Raw genomic sequence first — 10,991 nt, 5'->3', positions numbered from 1 at the left:
GCGAGCAGATTGCGGGCGTTACTCTCGGCGCAGCACGTGCCGTTGATTGACCTCTCGATTAGCGAGTGGCGCTCGTCGGGCGCGTGCGCTATTCCGCAGAGTATTGCTCGCAGTCGTCCCGTCCAATCCCCCGACTGCGGTACGAGCAGTCGGCGGGGCGCGCCTTGACCTAGTTGGCCCGCTTGTTGGGCCCAGAGGACGGCTTCGCGTCCGGGGCCGAGAGACTCTCGGTCTCCCCGAAGTCGAGCCAGTCCTCCGTGCCTTCCAGTGGCGACGCAGACTCTGCAGTCGGCAGGGTAGCTGGGTCTCGCTTGGTCATGGGGATGACGATACGACCGCACGCCGTCTCTCAACTGATCTCGACGCTGGCCACGTCGGAGCGGAGCCGACGCGCGGCGCTGTGTCTCTCTGGGATTTCTGCCCTTTTCGGCCGTCGATCGTAGCTCGCTCTCGTCGCTGCGTCCCGCCCGGCTGCTCTTTGCAGACTTCGCTTAGCAACCGCATCCGTTCGTGACTTCGCTCCTTCCGCTCGCTCTTGATCACCCCGCCGGAAGGGCAAGAAAAACGAGCGGGAGGAACCGACATGGTCGGGAACAGCGGAGCGGTCACCTGGGACGAGTTTGTCAAAGGCATCACTTGGAAGCGGCGTCAGGAGTTGGTGGCGAGTCTCGACATCGACGAGAAGATCGCGATGATCGCCCGCCTCGATGCGCGGTGGGGGGAGACCCCGGGGCCTGAGGTGGCGCGTGAGAGAAAAGAGCGGAAGGCGAAGTTCGCGCTGATTGAGAAGCGACGTGCGATGGCGGGCCGGCGGAGCGCGGAGGAGCGTCAACGGGACGAGCTGGCGGGTCGACGCTATTGGGCGGCGCTCGAGCGGGGTCGTCTGCGGTGTGTGCCGGTGGCGGTGCTCGCGGAGCGGGCGCGGCGGCGTCCGTGTCCGGAGTTGTGGTTGGCGATGCACCCGACAGGGGAGCGGACTCCGGATCATCTGATCCGCACCTTCTACAACCTGCACCGTCGTTCGAAGAAGCGCCGGAACTCGTGGGATCCGGCCCGGACGGTGGCGATCAAGCCGGATCGGGCGATGGAGATCGCGATGCGCGTCCTTGAGCAGAAGGAGCACTGACCGACACCCCGGGGTTCGAGCGAGAGCGCTTGGATCCCGGGGCCGGGGGATGCGGTGCCGGCGGGGGCCGGCGCTGCGCTCACTGGTCGGAGCCGGCCGGTGGCCGGCACGGTACCCGTCGACGCGGGGCGTCGTTTTCTTACCGTGAAGCCTGCGGCAGGATACGGGCGCCCGGGCTGCGTTCAAGCGGCTGCGCCGCCGGCTCCTCCGAGACTTTCCGACCGCGGTCGCTGCGCTCCCTGATTCCGGCCGGAAACTCTCTCCCCTGCCGCCCTGCGGGTTGCACTCCGCCCGGTCGCCCTACCGGCGACAAGTCGCCTTCACGGCAAGAAAACGTGAAGGGGATTGGAGAAGCACACATGTTGCGAGGTTTGAAGGTCGGTATCGATGGGGTCCTGTCCTCGGTCGAGATCGACGACACCACTGCGGATGCGCGGATGGAGGGCATGCACCGGGCGATCGGGTGCCACACCTACGACGTCGTCGGCTACACCGACACGGTCGATGTGTGGGTCGATGACGAAGGGCTCTATCGCTCGAGCGTGAATGCGGAACTGTCCGTGATGCTCCGCCGTGAGCGGTTCGCCGGACAGGGTGCCTGGTTCGGCACCGGGCTGTTCCTCGGCATCGACCACACGAGCGGTGAGTCGCGGTCGCTGACGCCGGGGGAGCGCGCCGGGATCGTTCAGGACTGGTCGCGCAAGCGCGAACCGGCCGAGTACCGGTTCATGTTCGAGTTCCTCTTCCCGACCCGCGCCAGAAGATGACGAAAGCCGGAGCCCGGAAACAAGGCAAGTGTTTCCGGGCTCCGGCCCACATCCCCACCACCATAACGAGATCTAAGGACGTATAAGCCCATGACTGATAACACCACCCAGACAGCCCCGGTGACGGTGCCGGTCGCGCAGGTCGAGCACATCGACCCGACCACCGTCGAGTTCGAGGACAATATCCGCACCGACATCCACCTCGACCCCGCCTTCCTCGCGTCCATCAAGGCCGAGGGCGTGCTCCTGCCCGTCCTCGCCTGACGCGGCGACGACGGCACCGTGTACGTCCGCGACGGCCAGCGCCGCACCCTCGCCGCCCGCGAAGCAGGACTGCCGACGATCCCCGCGTACTTCGGTGCGGGAGCGCTCACCACCACGCAGCGGATCACGCAGCAGTTGATCACCAACGACCGCCGCACCGACCTCACCGGCACCGAGCGCGTCATCGCCTACGAGCAGTTGGCCCTGGAAGGGCTGACCGTGGCGAAGATCGCCAAAGCCACTGGCGAGGACAAGGCCACGGTGGAGAAGTCCCTCACCGTCGCGAAGTCGGCGGGTGCGCGGAACGCACTCGCGGACACAGCGGTCAGTCTCGACCGGGCGATCCTGATCGCGGAGTTCGAGGGTAACGACGACGCCCTCGCGACGATCGCGGAAGCCTGCGACGAGGAACTCGACCACGTCGCCGGACGGCTCCGCCACGACGGCGCGCTCGCGCAGCGTGCCGAGGAGATCATCGCCGCATACGCAGGGGAGGGGATCACCGCGACAACCGAATGGCCTGAGGGATGCCGTCGCCTGCAGTCGCTGACCGACGCCGCCGACGACGCGAACGAGCGGCCCGCGATCACCGCCGCCGAGCACACCGGATGCGCAGGCCACGTCCTCCGCGTGCAGGTCTGGGGCTTCGGCGACGACGAGCACGACGCCGACCCGTACTGCACCCGCCCCGACCTCCACCACGAGCGCTACGCCTACAGCAGCAACGTCGCGAAGGTGAAGATCGCCGACCTCCCCGACGAGGAAGCCAAAGCGCGCCGCGCCGAGCGCCGCACCCTGATCGCGAACAACAAGGCATGGGACGCCGCCGAACCGGTGCGCCGCGCCTGGATCGCGACACTCCTGAGCCGGAAGAACCTGCCCAAGGGTGCGGCGCTGTTCGAGGCCGTGACCTTCACGACCTACACCTACGAGGTCGGCAACGACCACCACACCCACACGCGCGAGTTCCTCAACCTCGACGGCACCGGATACACCCGCGACGTGATCGCGAAGGTCGCCACCGACACCCCGACCCGCGCCGGACACGTCGTCCTCGCCACCGCCCTGTCGGCACGAGAGAACCACACCAGCCGCGAATCCTGGCGCACCCCCAACGCGGCAGATCGCGACTACCTGCGGCAGTTGGAAGCGTGGGGCTACACGCTCTCCGACGTCGAGCGGATCGCGGCCGACCTCCCCGCGATCAACCGAGAGGACGAGGTAACCGAGTAGGAGTACGGGCGGGGCGGCATCCAGTCGCCCCGCCCGCACCCCAAAGCCGGTGTGCCAGCTGCGCCGGCACGCGAGGGGCGACCCCCTCGCGCTCCCCCGAAAGGCTCCGCCGGTCAGCGTTCTCCGCGCTGCTGCCGCAGATACCAATCCCAAGCGAACTCCGCCGCCGCATCGCCCGTCTCGAACACGCCCGACAGCGACTCGTTCCCGACGTGCCGCAGCTCATAGTGGTGCTTCGCTTGCCCCCGAATCACGTGAATCAGTCGGAGCTCGGCGTACGGGTCGGCATAGCGTCCGTTCGAGAGCAACCACCGCACCGGATACGCGTTCTGCCGCGGATGCCAGTCCGGAACCCGGTTCACTCCCACCGACGCAGTAGGAACCAGCCCTCTGGCGTGCACGCCACATCCAGCACCGACGACTCGCCATCGGCGGCGCGGACCGTGAACCGCCACGCCGATGACGTCGGCGGGTGCGTCACGCCAGCGCTGAGGATCAGGTCCGCCTCCGCCAAGGGCGTGGGCGAATTGATCACGGTGAAGCGCTCCGCGCCCGCCACCAGGCGAGACGGGCGACCGTCGACAGTCCAGACGTTGATGGGAATTCGTGAGTCAGCGCCCGGCCGCGCGACCATGACTGATTCGAACATGCGTTCGATCTTCGTTCAAGCTTGCCTAATCGTCAACTGAGCCGTGTGTTCCTCCGCGCGGGCGGAGGTCTGCTCCCGCGTGTTGAAGTAGCGATCGAACCCGCTGAATGCTGTAGCCGGTGGTCCGCGCTATGTCTCGAATGCTCTGACCCGTGTCGTAGAAGGATCGGACCACCTTGGCTAGTTCGTCGGCCGCGGCCGCGTCGAGGCGCTGGTGGGGCGCGAGTTGGGGCGTGGGCTCCGGCTGCCAGGTTCGTTCGATCGCGCCGCCGCTGTATCCCTTCTGCTCGCGGCCGCGAGGCTCGACCTCGTCCGCAGCTTCGTCCCCGAAAGCGTGCCACCCGGGCTGTGCGCGGCGCGCGAACATCTCGAGGAATGGACCAGGCGAGCATGCCTCGATGAGGGGATAAAATTCATCGGGCTTGCGGCTGTGCTCACGCTTGCGCGTTTCCACCATGTTGACTTGCGAACGTGCCGGCGCCAGCGTCCGCAAAGAGCCCCGAACCCCGAAAAGCAGAATCTCGGTGACGTTGCGGAAGTAGAAGCCGACCCCTCGCCCATCCGGGCCACCGTCTTTACGCCGCTTTGCCCAGATAATGTTGCTCACGTAGCGGAAGCCCCACGCCTCCATGACCGCGAGACCTTCCGGCAGGAGCGCATTCGGAACCCAGAGGTACAGGTGTGCGTTCTTGGCGACGTGATCCGCGACCGGGAGTGCTTTGATCGTGTCGAGAGTCATCGTCGAGTAGCGATCGAGCCGGCGATGCTCGGGCGCGACCTTGCCTGTCCGGTTCTGGAACTGCCACGGCGGATCGGCGTAGACCGTCTGAAACCCCCCGGCGATTGACGGCAGCGGAGGCGGTGCCTGCTCATCGCGAAGCGGCTCAGCGGCACGCGCCCGCACCGGGGTAGGTTCAACCGTCAATGTCATGGTGGTCTCCATTTAGATCTTGGGAGCGAGCCTACTTTAGATCTTGGGCGGCACCTTCTAGCGTTGCGCCCGCGAGTGTCGCGAACCGTTCAGGCGCATCGACGGGTCGGTAGCATCGGCCCATGGACGTTGGTCTCGAACATATGTCGTTGACGAGGAACACCACTCTTCAAAGTCTGACGACCACGGCCGCTCAGTTGGCGCCGGGCATGACGGTGTCGCAGGTGATGGACGTCGCCGAGTCCAACAGCGCCGAGTCAGCGTCGAGCTGGATCAAGAGCATGTTCACCTTCCAGGACGATGCCCTCATCGACGACGCGTGGCTTCGTGCGGCGCGCGACGGAGACAACGACACCGCAAACGCTTTGGCGTGGGCTGCTCGAGTCTTCGCCGAGCCGCGCATCGCGCAGGTAGTGGAAGAGACGCTCGCAACAGGCGACGGCCACTTCGATCCGGCCGGTTTCGCTACCGACGCAGTCGAGCAGGCATTCGCTCGACTCGGTGTCGGGGAGCAAGCTCGGAAGGCGGCTTCGTCGCTGCTCAACCAAGCCACCGCAGTGCCTCTGTTCGATCCAGAGCGCCACGGGGCGGCCATCATCGGAACGGCGAGGTTCCACCGCACCGCGCAGTTCGTTCCTGCTCTGATCGAGTTCCTCGAGGAGAGGATTCGGGCGCAAGTGAGCCCGGTGGTCGCCGCCCGCGGTGATGCCGTTGAACTCGCTCTGCTCTGGAAGGCGAATCGCTGGTTAGGGCTCACGAAGGACGAGTTCCGTTCGGCAGCGCGGCCGCGCGTCGCCACTCCGCTTTCGTCTCGCGCTGCACTGCCAGATAGCCTCCGCGTGCTCCATGAGGAGGCGCGCCGTCGTAAGCAGATCGTGCTTCAGGGAGCACCCGGTACGGGCAAGACGCACGTCGCAAAGAGTTACGTCGATTGGGCCGCTTCGGACCGGGGAGGTGAGTCGAATCTTTCGAACGTTCTCGACGAGCTGCCGGCCAATGAACGCACTCCCTACGATGTGGCGCAAGCCGTTATTAGGCGAGGCCTTACCGCGCTTTGGGACATCGCGCAGTTTCACCCTTCCTACGGCTACGAAGACTTCGTCCGCACGCTCGCGCCGGTGCCTACGGCGGGCGGTGTTACGTTCCGGGCTGAGCACCGTGTGCTCAGCTTCCTCGCCGCAGTCGCCGTTCAGCTTCGTGACGCTGGCAACGACTGCGACATTATCCTGATCGTCGACGAGGTGAACCGAGCCGATATCGCGAGGGTGTTTGGCGAGTTGCTTTACGCGCTCGAGTACCGTGACGCTCCGGTGCGCACCCCGTACACGATTGATGGCAACGCCTCGATGGTCCTCCCCTCGAACTTCATTCTGCTCGGGACGATGAATACGGCGGACCGCTCGATTGCGCTCATCGACTACGCGCTCAGACGGCGTTTCACATTCATCACCCTCATCCCCGACGCCTCCGTTATCGACGGCGCGGATTGGTTCGGAACAGCGGACAAAGCTGCAGCGCTGCACCTGTTCGAAGCGGTCTCCGCCCTGTTCACTGCCGCCGACAACAACGCCTCCCTCGCAGTCGGTCACAGCTACTTCCTGCCGTCTGGTGACGCCGCCGACGAAGCCGGCTCGCTCGCCTCAATCGCTCGACGATTCGCATACGAGGTCGTCCCGCTGCTCCACGAATACGCAGCGGAGGGACTCGTCGATGCCGGCAAGCTGGCGGACGTGCTCGGCGCACTCGGCATCGATGCCGAGGACGGCGACCAAGATGCAGTCGAGTCGGCGCTGTCCGCCTGGCTCGCCACTAGTCATTCGGACGACGTCGACCAGCCGTGACAGACGAGGCTCTCGCCGCAAGGTGGCAGCTCGGGCAACCTCTGCTCGAGATCTCCGAGCAGTCGACCGCGCGTGCCGCCGATGACCTCGTCAGTGCTCTTTCACGCGACCGGTGGAAGGAACTTGGCCTTGCCTTCCAGAAGACACCCGGAGACGATGACTGGACGGTCCGCGCCGGCGATCTGACCGGCATTGCGCGCCTCGAAATCGCAGGACAGCAGGCTCACCTTCGCGTCGCTCCAAAGATCGAGGGGCTGGACCTGTTCTTCCTCGCTGACTGGGCCTACGGCACACAGAGCGTAGGAAAGAAGCTCCGCGACGCGCGAGCGAACCTAGCAGCGCTGCGCACCGAACCCGCCGCCTGTCTGCTCGGTTGGTATGTCGCCGAGGTGATTGCTTTCGCGACACGCTGGCTTCGGCGCGGATATGTCATCCGGGAAGACGAACTTGTGGGGCGGGTTCGCGGGCACATAGACGTTGCCCGCTACCTCGATAGATCGGCTAGCCGCGCGCGGCCCCACGTGATCCCCACTCGCTTCGCTGAGTCATCGCTCGACACCCCCACCAACAGGTATCTGAAGGCCGGACTGCGGCAAGTTGCTGTTCTCGCGCGGACGCTTCCCGTCGAGGGCGCCCGAAGTGCATTGGCCGAGCTCACCCGACGCGCCCTCACTCTTTTCGTCGGCGTCGCCGACGCGCCAGCGAGGCCCGGGGATGTCAATCGCTTCAACATCTCGGGTCCGCTCCGCCACTATGGCCCCATCGTCAGGTTCACGACCGCCTTGCTCGAAGGAACCTACGTGTCCACTGAAGTCGGCGGCCACGTCCAAGACGCCATCATGTGGTCGCTCAACAGTCTGTACGAAGAAGCCCTCGGAAACGTATTGCAGGCATGGCCCGGCGCATCGCTGCTGAAGACGCGTAGTCGGGCAACGCTCGTTGATGCCGTCGGTCGGGTCAACGGCTCGACTCCCGTGAAACCCGACTACGTCGTCCGGCGCGGCGACGGTGCCCAATTGGTGCTCGACGCCAAGTACAAAGATGTTCTGCCTGCCGCGTCTGTTGCCAGAGCTGAGGACTCGGTAGCCATCGCACCCGCTCGTGGGCAGCGAGTCAGAGTGAGGCGAGCTGATATCTATCAGGCGGTTGCGTACGCGCGTCACTCAAACCTCCGAACCGATCGCGTCGCCCTCATTTACCCGGTCTCGCTCGGCTTCGGGGATGAGTATCCGGCACCGCTGCTCGTGCGAGAGTTCGATCCCGCATGTCACGTCATCTTCTTCGACGTCGGCCCAAACGCCCGCGCTCATCGAAATGACTTCTACCGAACGCTCGATCGCCTGTAGGCCAGTCTCCGAGGCAGCGTGCCTGACTGCTGTCAGGCTGTTTCGCCATCCGCCCGGGCGGCACAGTGGAGTGCTGTACTCAGGGAGAAGCTGATCTCAGCGGCAGCTTGTAACGTCCTTCGCGCAGCTACTCGGAAACCGCGGCAGAGCGCTCGACACTGTCCGCAAACCGTCGAGCGGCTGACTCTTCCGCTGGTGTGTACTCGATCGTGATGGTTCCGCTGCTGGTGTGGATGCTAAGGAAGCGCCGTGAGGTGTCTCTGCGCGCGGAGGCCCCGATGACCGCGCCCGCGGCAGTGCCGAGGCCCGGCGCAATGACGGTGCCGACCGCAGCGCCCCCGACCATGCGCCCGAAGCTCATCCGTGATGACGTCGTGCCATCAAGATGGACGTCGGCGCCGCCTAGCGGCCACGAGGCGGTCGTCCCCTTCCACAAGCGGCCGCTACGTACTGAGAAGCCGCGGAACGTTGCGGTGGCAGGATCCTCACGGACCTCTTGCCGCTCGCGTCTCACGGTCTGGTCGTAGGTGCGTGCCAACTCGGCCGACTCGGCCGCTCGTTCGGCGTTCACTTCGGCCACTGATTTTGTCGCGCCGACTGCTGCTGAGACGGAGGCCGCGAAGACCTGTCCTGCCTGATGTGGGCCGACGACGATCGTGGCCGAGCTCGCCGCACCAACGTGACCGCTATAACCACGGGCAAATATCACGAGTTGCCCTTCGCTGCCTCGTCCAGGCCGGTACTCGACGCTCTGAATGCGGTTGAGTGGGAATGTTATGTCGCTCGCACGCTTCTTCTTGGCCGCCTTCGCCGAGAACTCGAATCGCACGTCGTTGTCTCGGAACTCCGCGACCCCGTCGGTTCCTTCGATCCGCATGTGAAGAAGCTTCTCACGCTCGCAACTACTTCGGCTTGGTGATGTCGATCGGGACAGGGCTGTAACACTTATCGCCGGTGGCGCTGGGCCGAATCGGCTCATCGGCCCTGTGGGTCAATATGGACGTCGTTGTCGGTCGCCTTCTCAGCATCAACTCCAACGCAGACCCGCTCCACCACTTAACGGGGTCACGATCCACTCACGCCAGACTCGGAAGTTGCCCGCCGCCCCAACCGCTGCTGAAGGACGAGCTAGACCGTCCGAAGGAGGCGATCGGTGCCAACGACCGGCTCGTGTGCCGCGCGAGACGACCAACCTCCCCTGCTCGGGGACGTAGCAGCAACATCATGTCCTCGTACGGCTAGCTTCTCCCGATTTCGCCGCCGCCGGAAGGGTCTTCGTCCGTCGCTGGGAGCAACAGGTACGGGCCGCCCTCGATTTGCGATCCATTTAGGAACTCGACCACAACGGCCAACGTCTCTTCATCCAGCTCAATTGCGGGTTTGACCAGCGCAGCGCGAAGGGCGACTCGAAGCTCTGGGGATAGCGCCTCGTCTGCGACTCGTACGCGCGCGAGGCGTCGCTTCTCCTCGGCTGCATACCGTTCCGCAGCGAGAGCTGACAGGAACCGCCCTCGGTATTCATCACCGCTGATGAGCGGTCGGTTCGCCTCGATCGCTGAGCCCGGCTCGTCGTCGACGAACTCAACGTCCATGACCTTGAGAGACCGCGTTCGCGGAGGCGAGGGCTGCTTCTCGTTCATCGAGACGGCCTTATGTTCTTCCGCCCTGCGGCGCGCCCACCCTACGAGCTGAACGATGGCGTCGAGCCCCATCTCGACGCCGGCCTCTATTGCCTTTCTTAAGTAGGGCGAGGCGGCAGCGATCGCAGCGTCCAGCATCGCTTCGGCCACTTGCTGACGAGGGTCGGGTCGAGCGGTGTGTCGCTTGCCGGGCTCCGAGACCTCATCGAAGATTGCTGCGCGCGACTCACTGGGGCCCAGCAGCCTGCCCTCGCTATCGCGGATCAGCTCTGTTTCGTACCCAGCCGTGCGGTTGGAGCGGGATCGGTATGCTCCCTCAGGCTTCTTGACCCATCGCAGCTCTTCGTCTGCCCCTCCCTGCATGCGCATGGCGGAAGTGTAGAGGCAGGGATGGCGGCGGATGCTGGCAGGGATCGACACACACGAGGGCGACGCGGCGTTGGGAATGCGATTGTTGCCGCCGGCGACTGAGCAGCGATACGAATCCCGGTTGGTGCCCCCCCCAAAAATAAGTCGTTGGAAGAGGTCCCTCAGTGTTGACGATGATCTAGGACACTGGCGTAGTGCCGGAACAGGGATGGACGCTGCTTGTTGGACTGAGTGGAGTGGTCGCTGGCGCGCTCCTGAGCGGAGCATTCAGCCTCGTGGGCTCGGTGATCCAGGGGAGGCGAGAACAGATGCGCTGGGCACGCGCCGCACGTCTTCAGGCATATGGAGATTTCCTTGCGGCGCTGGACACCTGGATGGATTTGCTTTGCACGTCGTGGGTGGAGCATGTCGCCGCTGGGGAGTCCGTGGAGCAACTCGAGGCACGTGGTGAAGTGATCGCAGAGGAAGTGCAACGAGCCCAGTCGCGCGTAGTGCTTCTCGGACCGGACGCCGTTAGAAACTGCGCAGGTCGATATCACGAAGCGGTGCTTGATCGGATCCATTCGACCCAGGCAGCCGGAAACGTCTCCACTGTGCTCGCGATTGACCTTGAGCCCCTACGGCGTTCTCGGTCGTTGATGCTGGCGGTCATGAACCGGTCGCTCGGCCTCGGTCCGCGGGATTGACGATCCCACCGAGAACGTGACCATGATTTGACCACAAACGAGTGCAACTGAACGGCATCACCTCGTTTTGACTTGGTCATGGATGCCGGAAAACAAGACCTCGCCCCCTCCATCTCAGGGCGAGTTCTTCGCACACGGA

General features: G+C 65.0%; 12 protein-coding genes. 7 read left to right on the top strand and 5 right to left on the bottom strand.

What is annotated here, in order from left to right; all coding sequences use genetic code 11:
* The first annotated feature begins 583 nt into the window (after nt 1-583).
* From FJ658_RS00895 to FJ658_RS00885, 4 genes are all read left to right on the top strand, one after another.
* Complete coding sequence (locus tag FJ658_RS00895; RefSeq protein ID WP_141143497.1) at nt 584-1,126, top strand: hypothetical protein; 543 nt, start codon at nt 584-586, stop codon at nt 1,124-1,126.
* A 359-nt stretch (nt 1,127-1,485) separates the two neighbouring features.
* Nucleotides 1,486-1,893 (top strand): DUF3846 domain-containing protein, encoded by a 408-nt coding sequence (locus FJ658_RS00890; protein ID WP_141143496.1) that lies wholly within the window; start codon nt 1,486-1,488, stop codon nt 1,891-1,893.
* 90 nt (nt 1,894-1,983) lie between these two features.
* Nucleotides 1,984-2,157 carry a hypothetical protein gene (locus FJ658_RS15930; RefSeq protein ID WP_181408272.1) on the top strand — a complete coding sequence of 58 codons (174 nt, stop codon included), beginning with the start codon at nt 1,984-1,986 and terminating at the stop codon, nt 2,155-2,157.
* 18 nt (nt 2,158-2,175) lie between these two features.
* Nucleotides 2,176-3,390, top strand: a complete 1,215-nt coding sequence (locus FJ658_RS00885) for a hypothetical protein (RefSeq protein ID WP_141143495.1) — start codon at nt 2,176-2,178, stop codon at nt 3,388-3,390.
* 113 nt (nt 3,391-3,503) lie between these two features.
* Here the strand turns inward: FJ658_RS00885 and FJ658_RS00880 are convergent, their stop codons facing one another.
* The 3 genes from FJ658_RS00880 to FJ658_RS00870 are packed head-to-tail and all read right to left on the bottom strand — an operon-like array spanning nt 3,504 to nt 4,982.
* On the bottom strand, nt 3,504-3,758 hold the full coding sequence (locus tag FJ658_RS00880; RefSeq protein ID WP_141143494.1) for a hypothetical protein: 255 nt from the start codon (nt 3,756-3,758) through the stop codon (nt 3,504-3,506).
* Nucleotides 3,749-4,039, bottom strand: coding sequence for a hypothetical protein (locus FJ658_RS00875; RefSeq protein WP_141143493.1), 291 nt, complete (start codon nt 4,037-4,039; stop codon nt 3,749-3,751). The genes FJ658_RS00880 and FJ658_RS00875 overlap by 10 nt, the downstream gene beginning before the upstream one ends.
* A 25-nt stretch (nt 4,040-4,064) precedes the next feature.
* On the bottom strand, nt 4,065-4,982 hold the full coding sequence (locus tag FJ658_RS00870) for an MT-A70 family methyltransferase (RefSeq protein ID WP_255447480.1): 918 nt from the start codon (nt 4,980-4,982) through the stop codon (nt 4,065-4,067).
* Nucleotides 4,983-5,092: 110 nt separating this feature from the next.
* On the opposite strand from FJ658_RS00870, the gene FJ658_RS00865 reads away from it, so the two are divergent.
* Nucleotides 5,093-6,811, top strand: coding sequence for an McrB family protein (locus tag FJ658_RS00865; protein ID WP_141143492.1), 1,719 nt, complete (start codon nt 5,093-5,095; stop codon nt 6,809-6,811).
* The gene (locus tag FJ658_RS00860; protein ID WP_141143491.1) at nt 6,808-8,157 is read left to right on the top strand and encodes a hypothetical protein; all 1,350 of its coding nucleotides are present in this window, start codon (nt 6,808-6,810) and stop codon (nt 8,155-8,157) included. The genes FJ658_RS00865 and FJ658_RS00860 overlap by 4 nt, the downstream gene beginning before the upstream one ends.
* 127 nt (nt 8,158-8,284) lie before the next feature.
* Here FJ658_RS00860 and FJ658_RS00855 read toward each other — a convergent pair whose 3' ends face one another.
* Nucleotides 8,285-9,034 carry a DUF4429 domain-containing protein gene (locus FJ658_RS00855; RefSeq protein WP_181408271.1) on the bottom strand — a complete coding sequence of 250 codons (750 nt, stop codon included), beginning with the start codon at nt 9,032-9,034 and terminating at the stop codon, nt 8,285-8,287.
* Between the two features lie 361 nt (nt 9,035-9,395).
* Entirely contained in the window at nt 9,396-10,166 is a 771-nt protein-coding gene (locus FJ658_RS00850; protein ID WP_141143489.1) for a hypothetical protein, read from the bottom strand.
* Nucleotides 10,167-10,360: 194 nt separating this feature from the next.
* Here FJ658_RS00850 and FJ658_RS00845 point away from each other — a divergent pair, with 194 nt between their 5' ends.
* Nucleotides 10,361-10,852 (top strand): hypothetical protein, encoded by a 492-nt coding sequence (locus FJ658_RS00845; RefSeq protein ID WP_141143488.1) that lies wholly within the window; start codon nt 10,361-10,363, stop codon nt 10,850-10,852.
* The last annotated feature ends 139 nt before the right edge of the window (nt 10,853-10,991 follow it).

It is taken from the genome of Schumannella sp. 10F1B-5-1 (genome assembly GCF_006517535.1).
Taxonomy (GTDB): Bacteria; Actinomycetota; Actinomycetes; order Actinomycetales; family Microbacteriaceae; genus Schumannella.
Note: the sequence above shows the minus strand (reverse complement) of the source record. Positions and strands in the feature narration are given on the sequence as shown.

Excerpts from the sequence above, each read along its gene's own strand:
- FJ658_RS15930 (WP_181408272.1), top strand. The coding sequence starts at position 1,984 with ATGACTGATAACACCACCCAGACAGCCCCGGTGACGGTGCCGGTCGCG.
- FJ658_RS00850 (WP_141143489.1), bottom strand. The coding sequence starts at position 10,166 with ATGCGCATGCAGGGAGGGGCAGACGAAGAGCTGCGATGGGTCAAGAAG.
- FJ658_RS00890 (WP_141143496.1), top strand. The coding sequence starts at position 1,486 with ATGTTGCGAGGTTTGAAGGTCGGTATCGATGGGGTCCTGTCCTCGGTC.
- FJ658_RS00855 (WP_181408271.1), bottom strand. The coding sequence starts at position 9,034 with ATGCGGATCGAAGGAACCGACGGGGTCGCGGAGTTCCGAGACAACGAC.
- FJ658_RS00865 (WP_141143492.1), top strand. The coding sequence starts at position 5,093 with ATGGACGTTGGTCTCGAACATATGTCGTTGACGAGGAACACCACTCTT.
- FJ658_RS00875 (WP_141143493.1), bottom strand. The coding sequence starts at position 4,039 with ATGTTCGAATCAGTCATGGTCGCGCGGCCGGGCGCTGACTCACGAATT.
- FJ658_RS00870 (WP_255447480.1), bottom strand. The coding sequence starts at position 4,982 with ATGGAGACCACCATGACATTGACGGTTGAACCTACCCCGGTGCGGGCG.
- FJ658_RS00895 (WP_141143497.1), top strand. The coding sequence starts at position 584 with ATGGTCGGGAACAGCGGAGCGGTCACCTGGGACGAGTTTGTCAAAGGC.